Raw genomic sequence first — 26,488 nt, 5'->3', positions numbered from 1 at the left:
ATTGGGGTCTTGCATCGTGAGATGCCTGGGAGTCCCCCGGGTGGGGGCTTGGGGGCGTGGCCCTTGCTTTGACGTTCTCACCGGGGTGGGCGGTTTCGTCCTCAGGCGCCGGAGGTCCCCTGGGCGGGGTGCCTCTGGTGGGTTGCCTGTGCCCGAGGCTTTGGGTGCCTGGGATTGGCGCCCCCTTGTCGGTTGTCCTCGCCTGGGGCGTGGGGTTCCGTCCTCAAACGCCGGACGGGCTGAGGTGCCCCCTTGGTGAGGCTGCTGGCGGTCGAGGCCTTGGGTTTCCCGGGGCCGGGGGCCTGTTTGGCTGGGGGCGGGGGCTGTCGGGGGTGACTCCTCAGCGTCGACGGCCCGAAGTGACTCCGAGCGGACAAGGGAGTCCTGCCGTCGATCGGAGCGTCGACGGCCCGAAGTGATTCCGAGTCGACAAGGGAGTCCTGCCGTCGATCGCTTTCGGGGACACCCCCTGCGCGGCCCCACGCCCAAGCTTGGCACCCTTGCCTCCGGGTACCTGTCCTGCGGACGAACCAGGAGACACCCGCCCCCGCGCGCCCCATCCCGAACTTGCTCTCCCGGCCTCCGGGAGTCGTCCCGCTGGGGAGCCGAGGGCTCCCTGCACGCGCCCACGCCCAGACTTGGTGGCCCTCGTCCCCGGGGCGGGTGTCTCCTGGGCGGCGGGCGGGGAAGGCGATCCGGTCACCCTGTTCCCGGGGTGGCAAGGGGGCGGGTCAGCTGTAGGCGCCCGGCCAGGGGCCCGGGGTGGGGGTTTCCTGCTCCTCGGTCACTTTGGTGTCGAAGAGGGTGAAGCCGCGCCGCTGGTAGTTGTCCATGGCGTGCGGGCCGTCCTTGGAGCAGGTGTGCAGCCAGACTCGCTTGGTCGGCTCCCGATCCGGCCAGCGCTCCGCCAGGTCCCAGGCCCGTGCGACCGCCTCGGAGAGCAGATGTCCACCGATTCGCCGCCCCCGGAAGGCCGGGATCAGCCCGAAGTAGACGATCTCCACCGAGCCCTCGTCCTGGGCCTCGATCTCGGCGTACCCGGCGGGAGTGCCGTTCTCGTACGCCACCCAGGTCTCCGTGCCCGGTCGGGTGAGTACCTCTTCCCACTCGGCGTAGGTCATCCCCAGCCGGTCCGTCCAGATGATGTCAGCGCCCACCGCGGTGTAGAGGAACCGGCTGAACTCGGGCGAAGGCACCTCTGCCCGGACGATCCGCACCTGGTCCGCGGCTGCGGCGGGGCGTTGATCGGCCGGGGAGGTCTGTTCCAGGGACCAGGTGGTCACGGTGATACTCATGAATATCAGGGAATCACGCTGGACACGCCGGGCCAAAACCACCGTGGACGCGCCACCCGTCACGGTCCCCCGCTCCTGCCCTCCGCCGTCCCGTAGACGTCGCCGGCGTTGCCTGTGCGAAGGCCCTCGGAGCCGGTCGAGCTCTCCAGGACCTCAAGGTCGACACAGTCCGCGAACCGATAGGGACGGCTCGCCAGCACCTGGGCCAGATGGCGGCGGAGGCGGGACATCTCCGCCCGGATGGTCACCGTCCGGCTCGCGTCACCGAAGAGGGCCTCGGCCAGCTGGGCGGCACTCCGGCCGCTACGGTGCATGGCCAGTGCGTACAGCAGCTCGGCGTGGCGTGGGCTGAGCTCATGAGTCCAGCTGCCCGCCTCGCCGTAGACGGTCACCGACGCCCGTCGGTGGCCGCTTAAGTCCAGGACGACCCGAGCGGGCTCGATCGAGCGGTCCTCGACGACCTGTACGAGCCAGCCGCCCGGTAGCGGCTCCACGATGCACATCCCCAGCGAGGGCAGCCACATACGACCTCCCCTGGGTGGCTTCGGCAGGTGGAGGCGTCCCGGCAGGGGCATTCCGGTCACGGCCGCCGGCCAGCCGTCCGCATCCAGCGCCACCGCCCGCCCGCTGAGCCGGCAGAGCAGTGGGGCCGCCACACCGCGCAGCCGATCCAGCGCGGTGGAGTGGCGCTGGCGCAGTTCCGCTTCCGCGAGCCGCGTGACCGAGGTGACCAGGGCGAGCATTGCCGGATGCATGGTGGCCAACGGCCCGCTGGCGTTGATGACCCCCAGCAGCCTGCCGTCCCGCGGGTCGGTCACCGGCGCGCCCGAGCAGGTCCAGCTGTGGTGCAGAGAGACGAAGTGCTCGGCCGCGTGGACCTGGACGGGGCGGCGGGCCACCAGGGTGGTGCCCACCCCGTTGGTGCCGACACACTCCTCCATGAGGTCCGCGCCGACGACAAAACCATGGGCGTCCCCTTTGCGCAGGACCGAGGTCTTGCCCTCGCGCCACAGCACTCGGCCCTCGGCATCGGCGACCACCATGATGTGCTGTGCGGCCTCGGCCACCGACACCAGTCCGTCGCGTAGGACATGCAGTACCTCGCGCAGGGGGGATTCGCTCCTGCGACGTTCGATCTCATCGCGGGGGAGGAGCCCGGCGCGCTGGTCCCGGTCGGGGTCGAGGCCGCGGTGGATGAGCCGCTGCCACGATTCCCCGATGATCGCTCGTGGGCCGATGGCCGATCGCCGTCCGCTGAGCGCGTCCTCGCGGATGGCCTTCAGCAACCGGGTGGCTTCGGCCGTGTCCATCGCTGTGAGTCGGTCCAGGTCGATCGGTCTGGTCTGCACGCGATGTTCCTCCTGGGCGGCGATACGGCGGGCTGCAACCCCTTGCAACCCTCGCGAACGGGCGTGCGTATGCACGAAGGTGTACAGCGCGAGGGGTGGTGCCGTGTCGGCGCAGCACCACCCCGACCATGATCATCTCTGACAGTGGCCGCTCTCGTACCACCGCCCCTCCAGCCGGGCCCGGCCGCGGGCTCACGCCACGGCGCGCGCCCGCTCCACCACGGACCCTAGGTCCAAGGTGTGGGGCAAGGTGCCGAACGCGGCGCCCCAGTCCCTGCCCAGTCGTGAGGCGCAGAAGGCGTCCGCCACCTCGGACGGCGCCCACCGAACCAGCAGCGACCCCTGGAGTACCAGCGCCATGCGCTCGGTGACCCGGCGCGCCCGGGCCTCGATTCCCTCCAGATCCGCCAGTTCGGTCAGTAGGTCCTTGATCGCCCGGTCCAGTCGGTGATCCGCTCCGCGCGCCTTGCCCACCTCCTGGAGGAAGGCGTTCAAGGCCAGCGGTTCACGTTGGAGGACCCTCAGCACGTCCAGCGCCTGGACATTGCCCGATCCCTCCCAGATGGAGTTGAGCGGCGACTCACGCAGCAGTCGGGGCAGCCCGGACTCCTCGACGTAGCCATTGCCGCCCAGGCACTCCAAGGCCTCCGCCACCGTCGGCGTACAACGCTTCGTCACCCAGTACTTGGCGGCGGGGACCGCGAGCCGGGCAAACGCCCGCTCCTGCTCCGTACCGGAGTCATAGGCGGCGGCCAGACGCAGTGCCAGGGCGGTGGCGGCCTCCGACTCCAGCGCGAGATCGGCCAGCACATTGCGCATCAGCGGTTTGTCGATGAGTAGTCCATCGAAGGCGCTGCGATGGGCGCAATGGTGAATCGCCTGCGCCACGGCCTGCCGCATCAGCGCCGCAGAGCCGGTCACACAGTCGAGTCGGGTGGCGGCCACCATCTCGATGATGGTCCGCACCCCTCGGCCCTCCTCGCCGACCCGGCGGGCCCAGGTGTCGTCGAACTCGACCTCCGCCGAGGCATTGGATCGATTGCCCAGTTTGTCCTTGAGACGCTGGATGCGGAAGGTGTTCCGGGTTCCGTCGTCCAACACGCGCGGCAGGAGAAAGCAGGTCAGACCCGCCGGGGCCTGCGCCAGCACCAGGAAGCCGTCGGACATCGGCGCGGAGCAGAACCACTTGTGGCCGGTCAGTAGATACTCACCAGCCGCGTCCAGAGGCGCTGCTGACGTGGTGTTGGCCCGCACATCGGTGCCACCCTGCTTCTCCGTCATCCCCATCCCCAGGAGATTCCCCGCCTTGGCCGCCGGGGGCAGCATCCCCGCCGTATACGCCCGGGAGGTCAGTCGGGGCTCCCACGCGGCCGCCAGCTCCGGATCGGTACGTAGCGCGGGCACAGCGGCGTGGGTCATCGACAGCGGGCACCCGTTGCCCGCTTCCGCCTGGGTCCACAGCAGAAACCCAGCCGCCCGCCGGACATGGCCAGACGGTCTGCTCCAGGCGCCCGTCAGCCCAGCCGACACGGCGTGGCCGAGCAGCCGATGCCAGGCCGGATGGAAGTCCACCTCGTCGATCCGGTTCCCGTAGCGGTCATGGGTGCGCAGCCGCGGCGGGTTCTCATTCGCCAGCTTCCCCCACTCCTGCACCTGAGCTGAACCGGAAGCCCGACCCAGTTCCGTCAGCTCCTGCTGGGCCTCGTCGAGAGCCTCGGGGACGACATGCCGCTCCACGGCCTCCGTCAGGGCCCGATCCGACGCGTAGACGTCGTACCCCACCAGGGGTGGAGGCTGGTTGGTCACTGTGTGGGTGCTTGCTGCCATGCCGATACGGTAAGGAGGTGCAGGCAGCAAATGAAACACCCGAGCGGCCATCGGGCCGGCTCCATCGAGCTCGAGTCCTCTACCGCAACGTCTCCAAGCGGAAGATGACATGGTTGCTGCTGAAGGACACGGTCAATTCGTGCATCGAGTACCGCATCCTGGGTCTCGCAGCCGAGGCCGCGTTCTTCACGCTGCTGTCCCTGCCGCCACTGATGCTCGGCCTCATCGGGCTCCTCGGCTACATAGACGACTGGACCAGCACCACCACGGTCGCCTCCATCGAGGAGAACATCCTCAATGCCGTGGGCACGGTCCTGTCCGACCGCGGAGTCAACGACATCGCCAAACCGCTGCTGGAGGACGTCACCCACGGCGGCCGGCCGGACATCATCTCCATCGGTTTCGCCATCGCCCTGTGGTCGGGGTCGCGGGCGGTCAATGTCTTCATCGACACGATCACCGTGATGTACGGCCTCGACGGGCAGCGCGGCATCGTCGCGACCCGGCTCCTGGCGTTTCTGCTCTACATCATCGCCCTGCTGATCGGCGCGGTGGTGCTCCCGCTGGCGGTGGTCGGGCCCGATCGAGTGGTGGCGCTGCTGCCCTGGGGGACCACCCTGGTCACCATCCTGTACTGGCCGGTGGTCAGTCTGCTCTCCATCGCCTTCCTGACCACCCTCTACCATGTCTCGGTTCCCGTACGGTCCCCCTGGATCGAGGATGTGCCCGGTGCCCTGGTCGCCCTCGGGATGTGGGTGTTCGGCAGCTTCCTGCTGAGGATCTATCTCACCAATACGGTCGAGGGGCCCACGATCTACGGCTCCCTGGCCGCGCCGATCGCCGTGCTGCTGTGGATCGGGATCTCGGCGTTCGCGGTTCTGGTGGGCGCGGCAGTGAACGCCGCGATCGACCGGGTTTGGCCCGCCGCAGCCACCGCGGCGGCCCGTGCGTCGAATGAACGCATCCGTGCCGCGCTGGCGGCGGAGGTCGTCGCGCGTGCCCGAGCAGCCCATCTCTACGAGGACGATGACGATGACGACGACGGGGGGAGCGGCGAGATGCCATCGGAGTTCCCCGAACGGTGGTCGCGGTTCCTTCCCCCGGACGATGTGAGGTCCCGACTCCATACGAGCCGCGACAACCACAAGTCGCCACCGCCGACCGACCGGGACAATCCCCCCGGGCAGTGAACGGATTCGCCGAGCCGGGCCTGCTCACCGGGCGTACTACCCTCGATGGCATGTACGAAGAGCGGGCAGCCCGGCTCCCCGGCGCCATCGTGTGGACCCGGACGCCTGCCGAGCACGGCCACGCCAGGCCCGTACTCCCCGACGGCTGTATGGACCTCATCTGGACCCCTGGGCAACTGCTCGTCGCCGGGCCTGACACCCGCTCCCACCTTCCGCGGCCCACGCCAGGGACGCGATGGGCGGGGGTGCGCTTCGCCCCCGGCACGGCGCCCGCGGTCCTGGGCACACCCGCCCATGAGCTACGGGACCTACGGGTGGGACTGGACGCCCTCTGGGGTGCGGGCAGCGCGCGTGAGCTCACTGAGCGGGTGGACACCGCCGCCGACCCCGCGGCGGAACTAGAGGCAGTGGCGCTGGCCGCGGCGCGTCGGGCCGGACCACCCGATCCAGCCCTGAGTGAGATCGTCCGGCGACTGGACGCGGGTGACACGGTCGCGGCTGCCGCCGATGCGGCCGGACTCGGCACCCGGCAACTGCACCGCCGCTCCCGCGACGCCTTTGGCTACGGGCCCAAGACGCTGGCCCGCGTACTGCGGCTGCAACGGGCGCTCGCCCTCATCTGGAGGGGGGTGCCGTACGCCGCTGCCGCGGTCACCGCGGGCTGCGCCGATCAGGCGCACCTCGCCCGGGAAATGCGCGATCTCACCGGGATGACGCTGAGCGGCTACCGCGCGTCCGCGAAGAGTGAGACACCGCAGTCGTCAGGGTCGAGGACGACCGCGTAGCGCTGGCCCCAGACCGCGTCCCAGGGCTTGAGGTAGCCCTGGTGGCCCGCCTCGATCAGCTCGGCGTAGAGCGAGTCGACTTCCGCGGGACTCGCACAGACGAAGGCCAGCCCGAGCCGTTCGCTACCGGCTGTCGGCCGGGTCCACCCGGGATCGAAGGAGCGCATCACCTCCTCGGTGTCCCACAGGACACGGAGCCCGCTGGGGAGGGTCGCCTCCACATGCGGGGCGTTGGCCGCATCGGCTGGGATATCGAGTCCGAGACGGCGGTAGAAGGCGAGGGACGCGGACATGTCGGAGGTGACGATGCTGATGGCATCGAGTCGTGGAGTCATGGGGTCAGCGTAGGCACGGGATGAGCTGGCGGTCTTGAAGGAATCGGACCCTTTCCTCGGACCCTTCCCTCGGGTCTGTGCTTCGGACCTCTGTCTCGGACCTGCGCTTCCCGGGCGGGCGGGACGGGGCGTCCGCCCAGGAACCGCAGGTCCTGGAGGCCCATGAGGGGCCGGTCAGCTCACGGCCGCTGCCGGCGTCTTCTGCGGAGTGAGCAGGCGTTCGGCCAGCTCGCCGAAGACCAGCCCGAAGACGGTCCACACCGTCACCTGAATGGCGAGCGTCGCGAGTCGGAACTCCCACACCACCGTGGCGGGGAACCCCTCGGGAACCTCGTTGAACGACGGCAGGAACGCAAAGGCCAGCCCGGCCGCGACAACGAAGGCCGCGACCGCGACGAGCGTCGCGTTCCAGTTGCCCAGCTGAGGAGCCAACCGCTGCCCCAGGATCACCACTGCCACCGCGAGCAGCACACTGAGCACGACCATCAGGAAGTACAGCGCGGTGCGCTTTCCGATGGTGGCTGGGTCACCGACCGCCGGAGGGTTCGGCGGATACTTCAGATACGGCACCACATACACGGTCACCAGGGCACCGCCGGCGACCAGCACCGCCGTGGCCCGCGGACCGAAACCGCCGATGCGGCCGAGCGCCACGCAGTAGGCCAGGGCGGCGATCCCACCGATTGCCACCCCGAAGACGAGCACACCGGTGGCGAGACCGGCCGTGGACTGCAGGGCACGGCTGACCAGTTCCTCGCCGCCGTGCTCGTGACTATGGCTTTCCTCGAAGGCGATGGCCGCGTCCACCGGGCCTTCACCGAGAAAGTACGCGACGGCCATGGCGAAGCCGCCGGCGATCAGGCCCGCGAGCATTCCGCGAACGAGCAGGGCTCTGACAGATATGGAGTTCATGGATGGTTCCCCTGTGGGTCTGAGCAACTTCGAGCGAGAGTTCCTAGTGGCAGGGGAAGCCGAGGAGATGGCGTCCGTCATGGACCCACTCATGGACGCTCTCACCGGAGACAAGGGAGGTGGCGCCCTGCTCGGCGCCGACGAAGTAGAGCAGTACCAGCATCAACACACCGACGAAGACCGCCCAGGGGGCAATCGTCTTCAGCGATATGGGAGTCAGGGCCGGGGCAGCGGTGGCGGGCGCGGCAGAATGAGCCATGGCAGAACCTCCTGAGGGAACAACGCGTCCCGATCGTGGTGCCTTAGACGAAGGTGCTGGGTCTGACTTCCCGCACAGGTGCGGGTACACAGTGGCGCGACCGTGCCGGACTTTCACCGGGCTTCCGTCACACCGTCGTCATGTCCACGCGACCGTACCGCCTGTGAGGCCGTGCCGCCATGGTGTCTGACACCGTGATGTTCTTGTGTCGTTGAGCGGGATGACCAGTGAGGAGCGTGACGATGACGGTACGGGTGATGCTCATCTCACCTGCGATGACGGCTGCCCTGCGGGAGGCGCGCTTCGGTGGGGAATGCCCATTGGACGAGCACGGGGTACGCGCGGCAAGCGCGGCAGCGCGGTCGGTGCCACGCTCGGACCTGCTGGTACGGGGGCCCTCGCTGCGCTGTCGCCAGACCGCCGAGGCCCTGGGGCTACGGGCCGAGGCATCCGAGCAGCTCACGGACTGGGACGTAGGCAGATGGACGGGGCTCACGCTGGACCAAGTCAGCGCCCAAGAGCCCGCAGCCGTCGACCACTGGCTCCGGGACCCCACCGCTTCCCCTCATGGAGGCGAGTCACTGCGGGAGCTGTGCGCGAGGGCGGGGGAGTGGTTGGAGTCACTACCGGACGGACGGACGCTGGCGGTGGTGGAGCCCGCACTGGTGCGGGCGCTGACAGTGGGGGCGTTGGGGTTGGCACCGGAGGTGTTCTGGCGGCTGGACGTGGGGCCGCTGACACTGACGGAGCTCAAGGGGAGGAGGGGGCGCTGGAACTTGGTCTGCGGGGGGACCCTGGGCGGGGGGCCTGTGCCGGGGGCTTGATTCTTGGGCCTGGCGCCCGTGTTCTTGGTGTCCTCTCCCGGGGTGGGGGTTCTGTCCTCAAACGCCGGACGGGCTGGGGTTGGCCTTCGGCAGGGGGGTGCCTGTGGCTGGGGCGGCTTGTGGTTGGGGCCTTGGGTACGTGGGGTGGCCGTCCCCGTCTTGATGGTCCTCACCCGGGGTGAAGGGTTCCGTCCTCAAACGCCGGACGGGCTGGGGTTGTTTGCCTTCGAGGTGTTCTTCTTTGGGTGAGGTGGCGGTGGTTGAGGTCTTGGGTTTCCCCGGGCGAGGGGTCTTGTGTTTGCTGTGGTTGGGGGGTGCTATCGGGGGTGACTCCTCAGCGTCGACGGCCTGAAGCGACTCCGTTCCGGCGTGCGGGTCTTGCCGTCGATCGCTTCCGGGGACACCCCCTGCGCGCCCCCACGCCCAAGCCCGGTGCACCTTGCCCTGGGGTGGGTGTCACAGGGCAGGCACCTGAGGGAGGTTGCTTGGCCGGGTGGGTGTGAAACCGTGCCCTCGGTCGGCTCCACGTGACGGTTGAGGCTGCACAGGGTTGTCCCCGCTATGGGTTGCAACCTCCCCCATGCGGCACCTGACCCCCGGCCCTACGTCATCGCCCGGAACCGGACGCGGCGCGTGAACTGACCCTTCACCAGGCAGGCTTACTCGCGCACGGCCCGAGCGTAGGAGAGTGCCCCCAGGCTCGTGCGCAACGGGGATCATGCATCGGAACCACCCTCGTTCCCTACGTGCTCTCATGACCTGAGCCCAGCGACAGGTGCGTGTCCCCCGCACTGCGAAGGACGCCTTCCCCGTGCGCAAAGCCATCCCTGGCCCTGACCGCGATATCAGCCCGTCGCATAGCCAAGCGACCTCCCCCAGGTGCCTTGCCCTGTGACACCCACTCCAGGGCAAGGCAGGTGCACCGTGCTCGGGCGAGTGGGCACGTAGGAGGTGTCCCCCTCGTTCCTCCGCTGGACAAGTACCCAGGGGTAAGGGGATGCAGGTTTCGGCTGGGCGCGGGCAGAACGTGTCCCCTGGCTCCCGGCGGGACAGGGACCTGGGGGCAGGGGATGTAAGTCTGGGCGTGGGGGCGCGCAGGGGGTGTCCCCGGAAGCGATCGACGGCAAGACCCGCATGCCGGCTCGGAGTCGCTTCAGGCCGTCGACGCTGAGGAGTCACCCCCGATAGCACCCCCCAACCACCACAGGACAAGACCCCTCAGCCCGAGCAACCCAAGACCCCAGCACCAACAGACCCCAGCAAGAGAAGGCACACCCACCGAGGGTCGATCTCAGCCTGTCCGGCGTTTGAGGACGGAACCCTCTACCTCGGGTGGGGATGGCAAGACCGGGGTGCGCGGCCCAGGAGCTCAGGGCCCTGGGGCACGGTCCCTCATCCGAGGTCGGGCCCTACCGAGGGTCGATCTCAGCCTGTCCGGCGTTTGAGGACGGAACCCTCCACCCCGGGTGGGGATGGCAAGACCGGGGCGCCCAGCCCAAGACCCGAGCACAGGCCCCCCGCCCAGGGAACCCCCGGCGTTTGAGGACGGAACCCTCCACCCCGGGTGGGGATGGCAAGACTGGGGCGCCCAGCCCAAGACCCGAGCACAGGCCCCCCGCCCAGGGAACCCCCGGCGTTTGAGGACGGAACCCTCCACCCCGGGTGGGGATGGCAGAGCTGGGGCGCCCAGCCCAAGACCCGAGCACAGGCCCCCCGCCCAGGGGCCCCCTGCCGAAGGGTCCTCTGGGGCAGGCGAGGCGCCAGATATGGCAAGTACCCACTTTTTGAGGGTCGGTTCGTGAATGATGGGCGCGCCATGGCGTGGACCCCCACCCGTGCCACGGCGCTTCACCCCGAACGGGAGCATTTGGCGTGCCTCGACAGCTCCCGTCCCCCCACGATTTCGTTACGAGGAGAGTCATGAGGAACGCACCCCTGCGGATAACCCTGGCCGCAGCAGTGGCTTTTGGTACGGCCCTGGCCGTGGCTACGCCCGCCTCGGCCCACGCGGGTGTGACCGCGTCCGATGCCCGTGGTCTGGCGAAGAACGTCACCTTGACCTTCACTTCGGAAGCCGAGTCCAAGTCGGCGGGCCTCGCCATGCTTCAGGTGGTTCTGCCCGAGGGCATCAGCCCCGGTACGGTCAGTCTGAAGAAGGGCCCGGAGGGCTGGCGGTTGGCCCAGGCCCAGGGCGGATTCACCATCAGTGGGAAGCCGCTTCCCACGGGTGAGAAGGCGGTTTACAGCATCGTGGTGAAGCAGTTGCCGGACGCTGAGTCGCTGGTCTTCAAGACGGTGGAGACCTACAGCGATGGGAAGCTCGCCCGCTGGGTTGAGGAGCCCAAGGACGGCAAGAAGCCGGAGAACCCCGCCCCGGTGCTGAAGTTGAAGTCGGCGTCCAAGGAAGCCAAGTGGGAGGGCACTCCGGTTGCCCCGAGCAAGCCCCCCATCCCGGTTTCGGACAAGAAGTCCGACGGTTCCCAGGCCGAGTCGGGCACCGGGGATCAGACACAGGCTGCCGAGGAGAGCAAGGACAGCGGCGGGATGGGCGTTGCCATCGGTGTGCTGGCGCTTGTGGTGGTGGCCGCCGGTGGAGTGATCATGTGGGTGTTCAAGCGCCGTTCGAGCGCGACTTCCTGAGGCTGTCCAGGGTGCGGGGGCCGGGTGGCCCCCGCACCCTGCGGGTTACTCCGGAGGCAGTGGTTGCTCGGTCCAGATCACCTTGCCGTCGGAGGTGTACCGCGTTCCCCAGCGGTCGGCGAACTGGGCCACCAGGAAGAGCCCTCGACCACCTTCGTCGGTGCTGGCGGCCTGCCGTAGATGCGGGGAGGTGCTGCTGCGATCAGACACCTCGCAGATCAGTGCGCGTTCGCGGATCAGTCGTACCCGAATGGGCCCCACGGCGTAGCGGATCGCGTTGGTCACCAGCTCGCTGAGGATCAGCTCGGTGGTGAATGCCTCGTCCTCCAGGCCCCATTCGTCGAGCTTGTGGGCGACCGCGGCCCGTACCTCAGCGACCGCCGAGGGGTCACTGCGTACCTCCCAGTCGGCGACCTCGCTGGTGTTGAAGACCTTGGTGCGCCCCACGAGCAGGGCGATGTCATCACGCTGGGGGTCGGGGAGCAGGGCGGCCAACACGGCCTCACAGGTCTCTTCGGCGGTGCGCTCGGGATGTCCGGAGAGGGTGTCGCACAGCATCGCCAGGCCCACGTCGATGTCTCGCCGGCGATCCTCCACCAGGCCATCGGTGTACAGCACGAGGGTGCTGTTCTCGGGGAGTTCCAGCTCCAACGTTTCGAAGGGCAGACCACCGAGCCCCAGCGGTGGTCCTCCGGGTACGTCGGCGATGACCGCGGTGCCGTCCGGTTGGAGCACCACGGGTTGAAGATGCCCGGCGCGGGCCATGGTGCAGCGACCGGATGCCGGGTCGTAGATCGCGTAGAGGCAGGTGGCTCCGGTGACTCCGGCCTCCACCCCGCCCTCGGCCTCGTCCTGGTCGATCCGGGTGACCAGTTCGTCCAGATGCCACAGGAGTTCATCGGGTGGCAGATCCAAGGTGGAGAAGTTGTGCACGGCGGTCCGCAGCCGGCCCATGGTGGCTGCGGCGTGCAGCCCGTGGCCCACGACATCACCGACCACCAGCGCCACCCGCGCACCGGGCAGGGGGATGACGTCGAACCAGTCCCCGCCGACCCCGCCTAGACCGCCGAGCCCGGCCTGCGCCGGTCGATAGCGGTAGGCGACGTCGATGGCGTGTTGTTCCGGCAGTCCGCGGGGCAGCAGGCTGCGTTGAAGCGTGACGGCCATGGTGTGTTCGCGGGAGTAGCGGCGGGCGTTGTCCACGCTCACCGCGGCCCTGGCGACCAGTTCCTCGGCGAGGGAACGATCCTCCTCGTCATAGGCCTCCGGCCGCTCCGAACGCCAGAAGATCGCCACACCGAGGATGGCCCCGCGAGCCCGCAGCGGTACCGCGATCATGGAGTGGAAGCCGGCTTCCACCAGGGCCCTCGCGCGTTCCGGGGACTGCTGCTCCCAGCCGTTGAAGGCACTGAGTACGGGCTCCAGCACCGCCTCGCCCTTGCTCAGCCCGGCGCCCAGCCGGGTGGTCGGCAGATAGCGGATCACGCTGTCGAGCGGGAAGTGATCGGTGCCGTGGCCCAGACCGCCCGAGGCGATCCGCTGCATGTCGGAGACCGCGCCGGTCGATGTGGGTTCCTCGCCGCGCAGTACCGTCTCCACCAGATCGACGGTGGCGTAGTCAGCGAACCGCTCGACGGAGAACTCCACCAGCTCTTCGCAGGTGCGTACGACATCGAGCTTGGTGCCGATCTCCGCACCGGCCTCGTACAGCAGTTTCAGCCGGCCTTGCGCCACATCCGCCCGCCCGCTGAGCGCCTGGAGGTCGGTGGTGTCCCGGAAGGTGGCCACACTGCCCGGCGGGCCGCCGTCCCGGTCCGTGGGGCTCTGGTTCACCACGAGGAGCCGATCACTCACACGGTGTATCTCATCGGACGCCACCCGTCCGGACGCCAGGAGTTCAGTGGTCTCCGGTTCCAGGCCCAACTCGGTCACCGGGCGGCCCTCCACCGTGACGGGGAGGTTGAGCAGCCGCCGGGCTTCGTCATTGGCGAGCAGGAGCCGCCCGTCCCCACCGACGATGAGTACGCCCTCCCGCACCGAGTGCAACACCGCGTCATGGTGTTCGTACATCCGGGTCATCTCTTCGGGTCCCAGACCGTGGGTCTGCCGGCGCAGCCGTTTGCTCACCAGGGCCGCGCCGCCGGTGGTGAGGAGCAGGATTCCGCCCGCCGCGCCGAAGATCAGCGGGAACTGGTCGTTGGCGGCTCCGCTGACCCGGTCCAGGGTGACCCCGGCCGACACCACCCCGATCACGGTGCCGTCATCGTCCCGGACCGGGACCGCGACCGCGACGAGCGGGCCGATGCCGCTGTTGAACCTGCGGGTGAGGGTCTCGCCCTTGAGTACCGGCTGGATGTTGCCGGTGAACTTCTTTCCGACCAGGCCCGGCACGGGGTGGGTGTAGCGGGTGCCGTCGGGTGCCACGACCACCAGGAAGTCCACATCGGCGTCCTGACGGGCCGCCTCGGTCGTGGGCTGGAGAATCGCGGACGGGTCGTCACTCTTCAGAGCCGCGTCGATGCCGGGGGAGTGGGCGAAGGTCTCCGCCACGGCGAGTGAGCGGCTGACCGCTTCGCCCTCGCTGTCCGCGTGCGATTGCAGGACAAGGGCGACGATGCAGGTGGCGACGAGCAACACCACGATCGCCACTTGGAGGAGAAAGACCTGGCCCGCGACGGTTCGCATCCGTAGGACCGAGCGCCGGCCGTTCCGTGAGGCCATGTCCTCTTTCTACACCTCCCGTGTACGGCGGGCTGTTCGCGCACCGTAGAACGCGGCGGCCACACGCGCGACCCGGACGACGGCATCCGGGCGCAGGTGTGACCGCCGATGACGCGGCCCGGCGGGCGGCTAACCCCCGTTCCCCGCCGTGGCCTGCGACTTCTTCGGTGTTCCCAGTCGAAGGAGTTCGGCCAGTGCCGTAGCCAAGGCGTTCTCCGGGTCCTGCACAGCGTCTTTGGCACGCCAGGCGACCACACCGTCCGGTCGCACCAGCAGCGCACCGGACTGGGACAGGCCATGCCGCTCGGCCCATTCCCCGCCCACCTCGGGGACCAGATCCGCATCCGGTCCCGGGCCCATGGCGTACACATCGAGCGGAACCGACAACCGGTCAGCGGCTCGACGGCCGGCGTTCACCCAATCGGAGCCTTCGGCGCACAGGAGGACGAGGGTGCGCTCGTAGAGGTCCAGGGTTGACAGGCGTTCGCCCGCCCTGTCCACCCACAGATGGGGAGCCCGGGTGCCGGGCTCGCCGATCAGCCGCAGTTCTCCGGGGACGACCGGGCGCTCGGGGTCGGCTCCGATGACCGCGCCGTGCGGATAGCCGTACCCCATGGCCACCGTGAGGACCCCGCCCTGCGGGCCGCCGCCCGGAGTGATCGCCGGAGTGTAGCCGGGGTGGCTGTGCTCCACCGAGCGGGCCGACGCGCGTTCGCTGGTGGCCCTGGCCACCGGCATCCGCTCCTCGCTGTAGGTGTCGAGCAGTCCGCGCCCAGCCCAGCCTCCGAGCACCGCCGCCAACTTCCAGGCGAGGTTGTGGGCGTCCTGGATACCGGTGTTGGAGCCGAACGCCCCGGTCGGCGACATCTCGTGCGCCGAGTCGCCGGCGAGGAAGACCCTCCCCTCGCCATAGCGCAGGGCGACCCGTTCGGCGGCGTGCCAGGGGGCCTTCCCGGTGATCTCCACATCGAGGTCCGGGTCCCCGACCGCCCGGCGGATGTGCTCACGGCAGCGCTCGTCGGTGAAGTCCTCCAACGTCTCACCGTGCTCGGGGTGCCAAGGCGCGTGGAACACCCAACGCTCGGCGTTGTCCACCGGAAGCAGGGCGCCGTCCGCTTCCGGCTCGGTGAGATAGCAGACGATGAACCGACGGTCACCGACGATCGCGGCCAGCGAACGTGAGGTGAAGGTCAGGCTCACGTTGTGGAACAGCTCGCCGTTGCCGCTCTGGCCGATGCGCAACTGCTCCCGGACCGGGCTGCGTGGCCCATCTGCGGCGACCAGGTAGTCCGCGCGCACCGTGGTGTGCTCACCGGTCAGATGGTCCTTGACGACGGCGGTCACCCCGTCGGGGTCCTGGTCGAAGGTGAGCAGTTCGGTGGAGAACCGCAGCTCGGCACCGTACTCGCGGGAATGCTCGGCAAGCACCGGCTCGATGTCGTTCTGGCTGCACAGGCACCAGCCGGACGGGCTGATACGGGCGAGGCCGCCACCCGGGTCGATCTCCTTGAACAGCCATTCCTGATCGTCGCCGGTGAGCGATCTCGCCTGGAGGATGCCGTGGTTGTCGGCGAGGACCGCGGCTGCCTGGCGAATCTCCCGCTCCACCCCGGCCCGGCGGAACAGCTCCATCGAGCGGACGTTGATGCCCCGTCCGCGCGGATGGGTCGAGGTGCCCGAGTGCTTCTCGACGAGCAGATGCCCGACGCCGTGACGGCTGAGGAACATCGAGGTGGACAGGCCCACCAGGGACCCGCCCACGATCAGTACCGGCACCCGGTGAACAGTGGTCTCGGTGGTGTTTGCTGGTGGCTCTTCCATGCAGTTTGTGTGCCCCTCGCGGCGCCGGTTGCCTCGCCCATTCACCCGCTTGGTGCCCATCTCTCGCGCCACACGTGGTACCGGATCACGATCGATTCACGGGAGAGCCTCCGCGCCCAGCGGGGCGATTCGTGCGCATCGCCGGAGCGACCGATGCAGTGGTCGGCCGCTCCGGGCGGATTTCCATCTGATGACTGACGACGGGCCATCCCTGTGGCGGCGGCTCAGTCGCGAAGGAGTGTGAAGAGGGATGACCACCTTGTCGGAACGGATATCGCAGTCCGCCTTCGATGGCTCACGGCTTCGGGTCATTCTGCTGCTGGACCTCCACGACGGGGCCCAGAAGCAGTTCCTTGAGGCGTACGAGCACATGCGCAACCATGTGGCCTCGGTGCCCGGCCACATCAGCGACCAACTCTGCCAGTCGATCGAGAACCCCTCGCAGTGGCTCATCACCAGCGAATGGGAGAGCGCCCCGCCCTTCCTCGCCTGGGTGAACAGCGAGGAGCACGTGGAGACCGTCCAGCCGCTGCACAGTTGCGTACGGGATACCCGCTCGCTGCGTTTCAGTGTGCTGCGCGAGACCGGACAGCCCTTCGTCGCCACCCATGAGTCGGCCCGTGCAGGACTCCAAGCGGCGCCTCGTGTCGGTGAGGGAGTCGTACGCCACGCCCTGACGTTCACCGTCAAGCCGGGCAGCGAGCAGGCCGTCGCCAAGATCCTCGCCGGATACTCCTCACCCGCGGCCCGTGTCGACGATCACACCCGGCTGCGGCGCACCTCGCTCTTCATGCGGGGCAACCGGGTCGTCCGGGCGATCGAGGTGCAGGGCGATCTGATGGCCGCACTGCGGCACGTATCACGCCAGCCCGAGGTACGGGCCGTCGAGGAGGCCATCAACCCCTATCTGGAGCAGGACCGGGACCTGAACGACCCCAACTCCGCCCGGCTCTTCTTCACCCGCGCCGCGCTCCCCGCGGTCCACCATGTGGCGGCCGATGGCCGGGGCGGCGACGAGGTCAACCGGCACGCCCTGTACTACCAGGCCAAGGACGACTGCGGTCTCGCCGTCGCGCGCTTCCTCGCCCAGCAGGACGAGGCCGCGGCGGACGATCCGCGCAGTCCGGTGGTGAGCAGCACCGTCTTCCACCGCGACAACATCGTGGTCCGACTCATCGATGTCAGCGGACCGCTGGTCAGCCACCCCTCCCTGGCGCTCGGGGTCCACGGCCACCGCAAGGCGGCGACCCTCGCCCGACTGCTCATCGGCGGCGAGGCCGTCGCGGACGGCGACGAATCGGAGATCGGACGCTTCCTCGCCGACTCCGACATGCAACTCATCACCGACCGCTACGCCCCACCCGAGTCCTGACCCGCCCGGCTCCGCGGTCGCCCCAAGCCGACCGCGGCCAACTGGAGGAACCAGAATGACCACGCACAGCCCACGCATCGTGGACCTCAGCGAGAGCCAGCCCAACACCCGCCGCGGAGGCGATCTGCGCGCGCTGCTCACCCCCACCGCGGTGGGCGCGACCAGCGGCTTCATGGGCCTGGCGATCGTGCAGCCCGGTGAGCGCATCGCCGAGCACTACCACCCGTACTCGGAGGAGTTCATCTACGTGGTGAGCGGTCTCCTGGAGGTGGACCTCGATGGCGAGACCCACCAGATGCGCCCCGACCAGGGCCTGCTCATCCCGCTCAACGTACGGCACCGGTTCCGCAACGTCGGAAATGTCGAGGCCCGTATGGTCTTCCACCTCGGCCCGCTCGCACCCCGCCCAGAGCTCGGACACGTCGACACCGAGGCCCCCGAGAACACCGCGGCGGCCGAAGAGGGCAGGCCACCGGAACGGTCCGGGGCGGTCTCATGAAACGGCGGGTGGCGGTCACCGGGGTCGGCGTCGTCGCCCCCGGCGGTGTCGGCGCCCCGGCGTTCTGGGACCTCCTGGCGAACGGGCGCACGGCCACCAGGGGCATCACCCTCTTCGACCCGGAGGGCTTCCGCTCCCGGATCGCCGCCGAGGTCGACTTCAACCCCGACGACCACGGCCTCGACCCCGTGGAGGCCGCCCGCTCGGACCGCTACATCCAGTTCGCCCTGGTCGCCGCCCGCGAGGCCGTCCGGGACGCGGGGCTCGACCCCGAGCGCCTCGACCCCTGGCGTATCGGCGTGTCCTTGGGCACCGCCGTCGGTGGGACCACCCGGCTGGAGAACGACTATGTCGCCGTCTCCTCCCGCGGACAGCGCTGGGACGTCGACCACCGGCCGGCCGGCCCCGATCTCCACCGTGCCTTCTCACCGAGCACCCTCGCCTCCGCCGTCGCCGAACAGGTCGGCGCACACGGGCCGGTGCAGACCGTCTCCACGGGCTGCACCTCGGGACTCGACGCGGTGGGCTACGCCATGCACGCCATCGAGGAGGGCCGCGCCGACGTGTGCATCGCCGGCGCGTCCGACTCCCCGATCTCCCCCATCACGGTGGCCTGCTTCGACGCCATCAAGGCCACCTCACCCAACAACGACGACCCCGAACACGCCTCCCGCCCGTTCGACGCCAACCGCGACGGGTTCGTCATGGGCGAAGGCGGCGCCGTACTCGTACTGGAGGAGCTGGAGCACGCCCGGGCCCGTGGCGCCACCGTGTACTGCGAGATCAGCGGGTACGCCACCTTCGGCAACGCGTACCACATGACCGGACTCACCCCCGAGGGGCTGGAGATGGCCCGGGCCATCGACACCGCCCTCGCCCACGCCCGGATCGACAGCTCGTCGATCGACTATGTGAACGCTCATGGCTCCGGCACCAAGCAGAACGACCGCCATGAGACTGCCGCGGTCAAACGGTCGCTCGGTGCGCACGCCTACAACACGCCCATGAGCTCCATCAAATCCATGGTCGGACACTCACTCGGCGCGATCGGCGCGATCGAACTCGTGGCCTGTGTGCTGGCCATGGACCGTCAGGTGGTGCCACCGACGGCCAACTACGAGACCCCGGACCCCGAGTGCGACCTGGACTACGTCCCGCGCACCGCCCGCCCCCGGAAGCTGCGCAATGTGCTCTCCGTCGGCAGTGGGTTCGGCGGATTCCAGTCAGCGGTTGTGATGACCCAGCCCGATGGGAGGGCATGATGAGCGGCTCCCGTACCCGCCGTGAGGACCCGGGCCGCCGGGACACGGTGGTCACCGGTCTCGGCGTGATCGCCCCCAATGGGATCGGCGCCGACGTCTTCTGGAAATCCACCCAGGAAGGCATCAGCGTCCTGGACCGGATCACCCGGGAGGGGTGCGAGGAGCTGCCGCTCAAGGTCGGTGGCGAGGTACGCGACCTCGACCCGGGGACCATGGTGGAAGACCGGTTCCTCGTCCAGACCGACCGGTTCACCCACTTCGCGATGGCGGCGGCCGATCTTGCGCTGGCCGACGCCCGGTTGGGCCGCGCTGACTACGAGGACTCGCCGTTCGACGTCGGTGTGGTCACCGCGTCCGGCTCCGGCGGTGGGGAGTTCGGGCAGCGGGAGCTCCAGGAGCTCTGGGGCAAGAGCTCCCGCTTCGTCGGCCCGTACCAGTCCATCGCCTGGTTCTACGCGGCCAGCACCGGTCAGATCAGCATCCGCGGCGGCTTCAAGGGGCCCTGCGGGGTGGTGTGCAGCGATGAAGCCGGTGGTCTGGACGCGTTCGCCCATGCCGCCGGGGCCATCTCCCGTGGCACCGACGCGGTGGTCGTCGGCTCAGCGGAGGCCCCCCTTGCGCCCTACTCGGTCGTCTGCCAACTGGGCTATGAGGATCTGAGCACCAGCGATGACCCGACCCGCGCCTATCGGCCCTTCACCAGCGACGCCCGGGGCTTCGTACCCGCCGAAGGCGGCGCCATGCTGGTCGTCGAGGAGAACGCGGCGGCCCTGCGTCGCGGCGCCCGCCCGCGGGCCCGGGTCGCCGGGCACGCGGCCACCTTCACCGGCCCCGGCCGCTGGCAGGACTCACGGGAGGGCCTGGCCAGGGCGATCCGCGGTGCGCTCGCCCAGGCCGGCTGCGCACCGCAGGAGGTGGACGTGGTCTTCGCCGATGCCGTGGGGACGCCCGAGGCCGACCGGGCCGAGGCCCTCGCCATCGTCGACGCCCTCGGCGACCACGGCCGACGGGTGCCCGTGACCGCCCCCAAGACCGGCATCGGACGCGCCTACTGCGGGGGCCCGGTACTCGATGTGGCGGCCGCCGTCCTGGCCATGGAGCACGGCCTGGTACCCCCCACTCCCAATGTCTTCGACGTCTGCCATGACATCGATGTGGTCACCGGCAACGCCCGCCGCGCGACCCTGCGCACCGCCCTGGTGCTCAGCCGCGGACTCATGGGGTCGAACTCCGCACTCGTCCTTCGGGCCGCGGACCCCGACTAGAGCCCCCAGCCGCTTCCTGGTCCAAGAACCCTCGGACCCTGGCCCCAGGACCTGCCTGAGATACGCACACACCAAGGAGAAACCCCATGTCGGACGCACTGACACCGCAGGAGCTCGCCACCCTGATGCGTAAGAACGCCGGTATAGCCGTCGAACCGGCCCAACTGGCGGAGAACCTCGACTCGCGCTTCGACGCGTACGGCCTGGACTCGCTGGGCCTGCTGGGCATCGTCGCCGCCCTGGAGAACCATCGCGGTGCCTCGATGCCGGCGGACGCCGAGAAGTGCGCCACCCCGCGGGAATTCCTCGCACTCGTCAACAACACCCTCACCAAGAGCGGAGCCTGAAGTGCCCGGACACACCGAGAACGAGATCACCGTCGCCGCACCCCTGGACCTGGTCTGGGACATCACCAACGACCTGGAGAACTGGCCGCAACTCTTCAGTGAGTACGCGTCGGTCGAGGTGCTGGAGCGCAAGGGCGACACCACCACCTTTCGGCTGACCATGCACCCGGATGACAACGGCAAGGTCTGGAGTTGGGTATCCGAGCGCACCCCCGACCGGGCCAGCCGTACCGTGCGCGCCCGGCGGGTCGAGACCGGCCCGTTCCAGCACATGAACATCCACTGGGAGTACACCGAGGTGCCCGGCGGCACCCGGATGCACTGGCGGCAGGACTTCGCCATGAAGCCCGACGCGCCGGTCGACGACGAGTGGATGACCGACAACATCAACCGCAACTCCAAGGTCCAACTCGCCCTGATCCGGGACAAGATCGAGCAACGCGACCGGGAGCGCCGCACCACCGCGCCGGCCGCGGGCTGAGTGGGACAGAAGGGCACTTCGAGATGACCAACTCCCCCCACCAGGCACTGATCGTCGCCAGGATGGCACCGGACTCCGCCGATGGCATCGCCCGGCTCTTCGCCGAGTCGGACCAGGGCGAGCTACCGCATCTGGTCGGAGTCACCCGGCGCAGCCTCTTCCAGTTCGGTGATGTGTATCTGCATCTGATCGAGTCGGACCGGCCCCCCGGTCCCGCGGTCGCCAAGGTGACGGACCACCCGGAGTTCCGCGGGCTGAGCGACCAACTGACCGCGTACATCTCCCCGTACAACCCGGAAACCTGGCGCAGCCCCAAGGACGCGATGGCCCGGCAGTTCTACCACTGGACCCGCGCCTAGCCCAGGCACACCACAGCTCCCCGGCCCCTGACGTAGGGGCCGGGGAGCTGTCGTTGTCGGGTGATGGGCCGCCGCGAAAGGGCGCTCACTTCGCCACGGTGGACTCAAACGCATGGAGATAGGCGTTCACCGGGCGGATGACCAGGGGAGCCAGGCCCGCCTGGGTCATCCGCTCCACCAGGGACTGCCTGGTGTGCTTGGCACCGCCCACGTTCAGCAGCAGCATCAGGTCCATGGCGGTGGTGAACTTCATCGACGGGGTGTCGTCGACCAGATTCTCGATCACCACGACGCGGGCGCCGGGACGGGCGGCCGCCACCACGTTCCGCAGGGTGTCGCGGGTGGACTCGTCGTCCCACTCCAGGATGTTCTTGATGATGTAGAGATCGGCGTCGATGGGGATCTCGCGCCGGGCGTCACCCGGCACCACGGTGACCCGCTCGGCCAGCGCCCCGCCCTCGCGCAGCCGGGGATCCGCCTTGGCCACCACATCGGGCAGATCGAGCAGACTGCCGCGCACCTTGGGGTGCTTCTCCAGCAGACTGGCGAGCACATGGCCCTGACCGCCGCCGATGTCGGCGACCGAGGCCACACCCGTGAGGTCGAGCAGTTCGGCCACATCCGCGGCTGACTGCCGACTGGACGTCGTCATCGCCTGGTTGAACACCTGGGCCGATTCATGGGCGTCCTGGTGGAGGTACTCGAAGAAGCCCTTGCCGTGGAGCTCCTGGAAGATGATGCCGCCGGTGGCCACCGCGTCGTCGAGCCGTGGCCAGGCTTCCCAGGTCCAGGGCTCGGTGCACCACAGGGCGATCGCCCGCAGGCTCTGAGGATCGTCCTCGCGCAGCATCCGGGACATCGGGGTGTGGCCGAAGGTGCCGTCGGGGCGCTCCTCGAAGACGCCGTAGCAGGACAGGGCGCGCAGCAGCCGGCGCAGCGGGCCCACCTCGGTGTCGAGGGCGGCGGCGAGCTTCTCGGCGGCGGCCGGTACGTCATCGAGCGCGTCGGCGACCTTGAGTCGTGCCGCGGCCCGTACGGCGGCGGAGACGGCCGCCCCGAAGACGAGTTCGCGCAGTCGCATCGCCGGCGGCGGGGTCGCCTCCGCGGGGGCCGGTTGGGTGGGGCGGGTGCTTAGCGTTGTCATTCAGCACATCCCTGCTGGCTCGGAGGACTGGCAGACATTGCCGTCGAAGGTGTTTCCACTGCCACCGCCGCGGTGGACCAGGTCGGCGGTGGCGTTGCCGCGCAGGTCGTTGTGCTCGATGACATTGTCGGTGTTCAGCGCGCCGACCATGCTCGCGACCAGCACGATCCCACCGGACATGGGCTGGGTGCCCACATTGTCGATGACCTTGTTGCCGCGGATCACACTGGCCTCAGAGCCGGTGAGAACGATGCCGGAGCCCTGGATGGCGGGCAGCCGGGGGGTCGCCGCGCACAGCTTGTTGTTCTTCTCGACCGTGTTGCCGGTGATGGACATGGCCCCGGCCGCGGGCTTGGACTCGTCGCCGACGACGAAGAGCCCGGCGCAGTTGGCGGAGATCTCATTGGCCCGGACGGTGAGATTGCGGACCCGTCGTACGGTGATGCCGATGCGGTTGTCGGAGAGCCGGTTGTCCGCGATCAGGGTGCCGCCGGTGTCGGTGGCCCCGCCTTCGGCGTCGATGGCGTTGGCGAGGAACAGCCCGGCGTCGCCGTTTCCGGTGGCGGTGTTGCCGCGGAAGGCGGCGCGGGTGGAACGCTGCTGGGCCAGCCCCCAGACGCCGTTGTCCCGGGCACTCACCCCGCGGACGCTGAGGCCGTCGGTACGGGAGGCCCAGAGGCCGTGTTGCGGGAAGCCCGTCACGGTCAGGGAGCGGACGGAGACATCGGTGAGCACGTCCGCCGCGGTGCCCAGCACACAGATGCCATGGCCGTCGCGCGCACAGCTGTTGGTGGTGTCCGCCGTGGCGGGCGGTGAGATCACCGTCTTGGGTCCGGAGCCGCGCAGGGTCACCCCCGAGGTGGTGATCAGGACGCTCTCGCGATAGGTGCCGGGGAGCAGGCGCACGGTCTCACCGGGGGAGGCCGCGTCGACGGCGGCTTGGATGGACTCGCCGGGGCGCACCAGGTGTGAGGTCTCCGAGGCCGCTGTGGGGGCGGCAACGACCAGACCGGAGACCAGCGTGGCCGCCATCCCCGCAACCCATGCGATCTGTCGTTTATGTCGTTTATGTTGTTGCGTCATAAGCCGAAGCTAGGGGCGATGATGACCGCTCGCCACATGGGATGGGCGGATGGATATGTGTCCCGTGCGGTGACCGCGGGGGAGCGCTGGGTCCGGCTGATGGCCGTCGCCGCTAACCCCACCACACCGGGCGGTCGTTCTCCCCGTCACCCCGCACCAGCGTGGACCGAACCCATCGGGCCCAGGTCCGCGGAGCCGATTGGTCCGTTCGCGCGGGCGGACGCGACCGCTCCGGGTGCGGCGGCACCCGGAACGGCTCCGCCCGCGCGAACGGGGTCGTACCCCCGGCGGTGGCCGTCGCGAGGACCGTGGTGACCCGGGGATTTCCCACGGCATCTCCACGGGTCCGCGCTGGCGGGCTCACACCCGCACCCCCGCGGGCCCTTACCGGCCCGCGGGGGTGGATACGGCGCCGAACCGGGGTTCGTCTCAGACGCGCGGGGCCTCGGCGCGGACCGCGCGCACCAGTGCGGCGTTGTCGGCGGCGATGCTGCCGTCCGGCAGCTCCGTACCGTCCTCGAAGCCGATACGCGCCTGGCAGCCGTCCTCGGCAGCCGCCCGGACCAGCGGCCAGACCGTCTGAGCGTCGCCGTGGTAGAGGATCGGGCAGGTCACGCCCGCCGCCTTGATCTGCGCCGCCATCGCGCGGGCCGCGGCGACCGCCTCCTCGGGGTCCTCCTCGACCGGCTCGATCAGGATGCGGGTGTTCTGGTGGAGGGTGGGGGAGGCCAGCAGCGCGGGCACATCGTCCAGCGTCCACACGGCGCTCTCCAGCACCATGCCCCGTTCGACGATCAGGGACGCGGTCTCCGCGGCGCCCTCCTCGCTGAAGGCGGCCGAGGCGAAGTCGGGCAGGGTGGTCCACGACTTGACCAGTTCGTAGCGCTCCTCGGGCCCCGAGCAGGTCCACAGTCCGGTGGTGGTGCCGACGACGGCGTCCGGCGCCACCGCGCGGATCGCTGCCAGCACCTCGGCCAGGGCGTCGGGCCGGATGGTCTGTCCGCCGTCCGCCTCACGGACGTGGAAGTGGACGATGTCCGCACCGGCGGTGACCACCGCGAGGGTGTCGGCGGCGATCTCCTCGGGGGTGAGGGGGACGGCGCGGTGCTCGGACTGCAAGCGCCCGCCGTTGATGGCGGCTTTCAGGAACACGATGGACCTTTCGGATGCGAGGGGTGGTTCGGTGGGGGGTTTCGGCGGGGTCTCAGCCGGATGTCTGGAGGCGCCGCACGGTCTCGGTCGCACCGGTGAGCGAGCCCAGCGGCTCGCCCTCCCACAGCTGTGCGATCAGATCGGGCTCCTCCGCGTCATCGGCGATGGCCTCGTCGATGACGGCCGCGAGCCGTGACGCCGGGGCGATGATCAGGCCATTGGCATCGCCGAGCACCAGATCACCGGTGTGCACGGCGACGCCGCCGATGGACAGGGGCGCACCGAGCGAGCCGTCCGCGATGCCGTGCAGCTTGGTGGTGAGCGGGGTGCGTCCGTAGGCGAACACCGGTAGCCCCACCGCGCGCAGGGCGTCGATGTCGGTGCAGAGGCCGTCCACCACCGCACCGGCCGCGCCACGGGCGGCCAGGGCGTTGACGACCACCTCGCCGAGCGGTGCGTGGCGCCGGTCGCCGCCGCAGTCGACGATGACCACATCACCCGGGCCGACCAGCCCGGCCGCATGGTGCAGCATCGTGGAGTCGGTGGCGGTGATCCGGACGGTGATGGCCCGGCCGACCAGCTTCTCGGTGCCGGCCATCCGCTGGAGCAGCGGATCGCAGAAACCCTCCTCCAGGTAGTGGCCGAGGGTGGGGAAGTCCACCTTGCGGAGCTTGTCGGTGAGTTCGGTGAGTTCCCCGTCCATCGGGGAGGGGAGTTCACGAATGTCGAGCGGCATGGGACGGGTCACCTCGGTCCGATGATGATGCGGCGGTTGCGAAGGACGGGCAGGACCGTACGGGCACGGTCGATGCGGTCCTTGTCGGCGTTGACGACGAGCAGCGAGCGCTCCTCCTCGCCGAGCGCCGCGCGCACCACACCCAGCGGATCGATGGCCATGCTCATCCCGATGCAGTCGGGCGTGGTCAGCGAGGACGCCACCACCCAGCAGGTGTTCTCGATGGCCCGGGTGCGCAGCAGGGTCGTCCAGTGGTCTTCCTTGAGCGGACCGCGTACCCAGGCGGCCGACACGGAGAGCAGATCCGCGCCCATCTCGATCAGCGAGCGGGTGAACTCGGGGAAGCGGACGTCGTAGCAGTTGACCAGGCCGACATTGAAGTCGCCGATGCGGACCACGACAGGACCGGTGTCACCGCGCTGGACGCGCCGCGACTCCTGGTAGTTAAAGGCGTCGTAGAGATGCATCTTGCGGTAGAGGCCGAGTACCTCGCCGCTCGCGTCGACGGCGGCGATGGTGTTGTACGGCAGTGCCGTACCGCTGTCCTCGTAGCCGGGCGCGATGATCGCGATGTTCTGCTCGGAGGCTATCCGGGTGACGCCTTCGATGAAGTTGGGCCAGTGGGCCTCGGCGAGCTCACGCAGCGGGGTGTCGGACGCGTCGGAGGGGACCATCGCCTCCTCGGGGAAGATGATGAGTTCGGCCCCCGACTCGGCCGCTTCCCGTGTCATCTCCTCGATGACGGCGAGATTGGCCGCCGCGTCTGCGGTCGGGGCGAATTGTGCTGCGGCGACCTTCACGGTCGTGCCTCCTGGATCGAAGGGGAGGGA

24 protein-coding genes are annotated in these 26,488 nt (G+C 69.4%); 11 read left to right on the top strand and 13 right to left on the bottom strand.

The features are described from left to right. Window positions 1-731: 731 nt before the first annotated feature. The 3 genes from NBG84_RS01575 to NBG84_RS01565 form a co-directional block, all read right to left on the bottom strand. Window positions 732-1,295 (bottom strand): GNAT family N-acetyltransferase, encoded by a 564-nt coding sequence (locus tag NBG84_RS01575; protein ID WP_250917374.1) that lies wholly within the window; start codon window positions 1,293-1,295, stop codon window positions 732-734. A 59-nt stretch (window positions 1,296-1,354) separates the two neighbouring features. Next, window positions 1,355-2,644, bottom strand: coding sequence for a helix-turn-helix domain-containing protein (locus tag NBG84_RS01570; protein WP_250917373.1), 1,290 nt, complete (start codon window positions 2,642-2,644; stop codon window positions 1,355-1,357). Window positions 2,645-2,836: 192 nt separating this feature from the next. Beyond that, window positions 2,837-4,471 carry an acyl-CoA dehydrogenase family protein gene (locus NBG84_RS01565; RefSeq protein ID WP_250917372.1) on the bottom strand — a complete coding sequence of 545 codons (1,635 nt, stop codon included), beginning with the start codon at window positions 4,469-4,471 and terminating at the stop codon, window positions 2,837-2,839. A gap of 17 nt (window positions 4,472-4,488) precedes the next feature. Between NBG84_RS01565 and NBG84_RS01560 the strand changes: the two genes are divergently transcribed. Further along, window positions 4,489-5,661, top strand: a complete 1,173-nt coding sequence (locus NBG84_RS01560) for a YihY/virulence factor BrkB family protein (RefSeq protein ID WP_250917371.1) — start codon at window positions 4,489-4,491, stop codon at window positions 5,659-5,661. A 50-nt stretch (window positions 5,662-5,711) separates the two neighbouring features. Beyond that, a complete protein-coding gene (locus NBG84_RS01555; protein WP_250917370.1) occupies window positions 5,712-6,446 on the top strand; it encodes a helix-turn-helix domain-containing protein in 735 nt (244 codons plus the stop codon). Here NBG84_RS01555 and NBG84_RS01550 read toward each other — a convergent pair. The 3 genes from NBG84_RS01550 to NBG84_RS01540 all read right to left on the bottom strand — a co-directional run bounded on the left by NBG84_RS01550 (window position 6,386) and on the right by NBG84_RS01540 (window position 7,952). Further along, complete coding sequence (locus tag NBG84_RS01550; RefSeq protein WP_250917369.1) at window positions 6,386-6,781, bottom strand: VOC family protein; 396 nt, start codon at window positions 6,779-6,781, stop codon at window positions 6,386-6,388. The genes NBG84_RS01555 and NBG84_RS01550 overlap by 61 nt on opposite strands. Before the next feature lie 174 nt (window positions 6,782-6,955). Next, window positions 6,956-7,693: a CbtA family protein gene (locus NBG84_RS01545; protein WP_250917368.1), complete on the bottom strand. Its 738-nt coding sequence runs from the start codon at window positions 7,691-7,693 to the stop codon at window positions 6,956-6,958. Window positions 7,694-7,736: 43 nt separating this feature from the next. Then, window positions 7,737-7,952, bottom strand: a complete 216-nt coding sequence (locus NBG84_RS01540) for a CbtB domain-containing protein (RefSeq protein WP_250917367.1) — start codon at window positions 7,950-7,952, stop codon at window positions 7,737-7,739. A gap of 242 nt (window positions 7,953-8,194) precedes the next feature. On the opposite strand from NBG84_RS01540, the gene NBG84_RS01535 reads away from it, so the two are divergent. Both NBG84_RS01535 and NBG84_RS01530 read left to right on the top strand, forming a co-directional pair. After that, window positions 8,195-8,776: a histidine phosphatase family protein gene (locus NBG84_RS01535; RefSeq protein ID WP_250917366.1), complete on the top strand. Its 582-nt coding sequence runs from the start codon at window positions 8,195-8,197 to the stop codon at window positions 8,774-8,776. Between the two features lie 1,920 nt (window positions 8,777-10,696). Continuing rightward, window positions 10,697-11,416: a DUF1775 domain-containing protein gene (locus NBG84_RS01530; protein WP_250917365.1), complete on the top strand. Its 720-nt coding sequence runs from the start codon at window positions 10,697-10,699 to the stop codon at window positions 11,414-11,416. Window positions 11,417-11,461: 45 nt separating this feature from the next. On the opposite strand, the gene NBG84_RS01525 is transcribed toward NBG84_RS01530, so the two are convergent. Together NBG84_RS01525 and NBG84_RS01520 are read right to left on the bottom strand one after the other, a co-directional pair. Next, a complete protein-coding gene (locus NBG84_RS01525) occupies window positions 11,462-14,137 on the bottom strand; it encodes a SpoIIE family protein phosphatase (RefSeq protein WP_250917364.1) in 2,676 nt (891 codons plus the stop codon). A gap of 129 nt (window positions 14,138-14,266) precedes the next feature. Beyond that, window positions 14,267-15,958: an FAD-dependent oxidoreductase gene (locus NBG84_RS01520; protein ID WP_250917363.1), complete on the bottom strand. Its 1,692-nt coding sequence runs from the start codon at window positions 15,956-15,958 to the stop codon at window positions 14,267-14,269. Window positions 15,959-16,208: 250 nt separating this feature from the next. Here NBG84_RS01520 and NBG84_RS01515 point away from each other — a divergent pair, with 250 nt between their 5' ends. The 7 genes from NBG84_RS01515 (at window position 16,209) to NBG84_RS01485 (ending at window position 21,543) form a co-directional block, all read left to right on the top strand. Continuing rightward, a complete protein-coding gene (locus tag NBG84_RS01515) occupies window positions 16,209-17,330 on the top strand; it encodes a SchA/CurD-like domain-containing protein (protein WP_250917362.1) in 1,122 nt (373 codons plus the stop codon). Window positions 17,331-17,385: 55 nt separating this feature from the next. Beyond that, window positions 17,386-17,829, top strand: coding sequence for a cupin domain-containing protein (locus tag NBG84_RS01510; protein ID WP_250917361.1), 444 nt, complete (start codon window positions 17,386-17,388; stop codon window positions 17,827-17,829). Continuing rightward, on the top strand, window positions 17,826-19,091 hold the full coding sequence (locus NBG84_RS01505; protein WP_250917360.1) for a beta-ketoacyl-[acyl-carrier-protein] synthase family protein: 1,266 nt from the start codon (window positions 17,826-17,828) through the stop codon (window positions 19,089-19,091). Before NBG84_RS01510 ends, NBG84_RS01505 begins: the two co-directional genes overlap by 4 nt. Next, entirely contained in the window at window positions 19,091-20,356 is a 1,266-nt protein-coding gene (locus NBG84_RS01500) for a ketosynthase chain-length factor (protein WP_250917359.1), read from the top strand. Before NBG84_RS01505 ends, NBG84_RS01500 begins: the two co-directional genes overlap by 1 nt. 86 nt (window positions 20,357-20,442) lie before the next feature. After that, window positions 20,443-20,703 carry an acyl carrier protein gene (locus tag NBG84_RS01495; protein WP_250917358.1) on the top strand — a complete coding sequence of 87 codons (261 nt, stop codon included), beginning with the start codon at window positions 20,443-20,445 and terminating at the stop codon, window positions 20,701-20,703. 1 nt (window position 20,704) lies between these two features. Further along, the gene (locus NBG84_RS01490) at window positions 20,705-21,184 is read left to right on the top strand and encodes an SRPBCC family protein (RefSeq protein ID WP_250917357.1); all 480 of its coding nucleotides are present in this window, start codon (window positions 20,705-20,707) and stop codon (window positions 21,182-21,184) included. Window positions 21,185-21,207: 23 nt separating this feature from the next. Beyond that, window positions 21,208-21,543 (top strand): TcmI family type II polyketide cyclase, encoded by a 336-nt coding sequence (locus tag NBG84_RS01485; protein WP_250917356.1) that lies wholly within the window; start codon window positions 21,208-21,210, stop codon window positions 21,541-21,543. Window positions 21,544-21,628: 85 nt separating this feature from the next. Here the strand turns inward: NBG84_RS01485 and NBG84_RS01480 are convergent, their stop codons facing one another. The 5 genes from NBG84_RS01480 to NBG84_RS01460 form a co-directional block, all read right to left on the bottom strand. Further along, entirely contained in the window at window positions 21,629-22,687 is a 1,059-nt protein-coding gene (locus tag NBG84_RS01480) for a methyltransferase (RefSeq protein WP_250917355.1), read from the bottom strand. After that, the gene (locus NBG84_RS01475) at window positions 22,688-23,770 is read right to left on the bottom strand and encodes a right-handed parallel beta-helix repeat-containing protein (protein ID WP_250917354.1); all 1,083 of its coding nucleotides are present in this window, start codon (window positions 23,768-23,770) and stop codon (window positions 22,688-22,690) included. It abuts the gene before it with no gap. A gap of 429 nt (window positions 23,771-24,199) precedes the next feature. Beyond that, the gene (locus NBG84_RS01470) at window positions 24,200-24,922 is read right to left on the bottom strand and encodes a 3-keto-5-aminohexanoate cleavage protein (protein WP_250917353.1); all 723 of its coding nucleotides are present in this window, start codon (window positions 24,920-24,922) and stop codon (window positions 24,200-24,202) included. 52 nt (window positions 24,923-24,974) lie between these two features. Then, on the bottom strand, window positions 24,975-25,658 hold the full coding sequence (locus tag NBG84_RS01465; RefSeq protein WP_250917352.1) for an RraA family protein: 684 nt from the start codon (window positions 25,656-25,658) through the stop codon (window positions 24,975-24,977). 8 nt (window positions 25,659-25,666) lie between these two features. Beyond that, window positions 25,667-26,458 (bottom strand): carbon-nitrogen hydrolase family protein, encoded by a 792-nt coding sequence (locus NBG84_RS01460; RefSeq protein ID WP_250917351.1) that lies wholly within the window; start codon window positions 26,456-26,458, stop codon window positions 25,667-25,669. Between the last annotated feature and the right edge of the window lie 30 nt (window positions 26,459-26,488).

This window comes from Streptomyces albipurpureus (genome assembly GCF_023701525.1).
GTDB lineage: Bacteria > Actinomycetota > Actinomycetes > Streptomycetales > Streptomycetaceae > Streptomyces > Streptomyces albipurpureus.
Note: the sequence above shows the minus strand (reverse complement) of the source record. Positions and strands in the feature narration are given on the sequence as shown.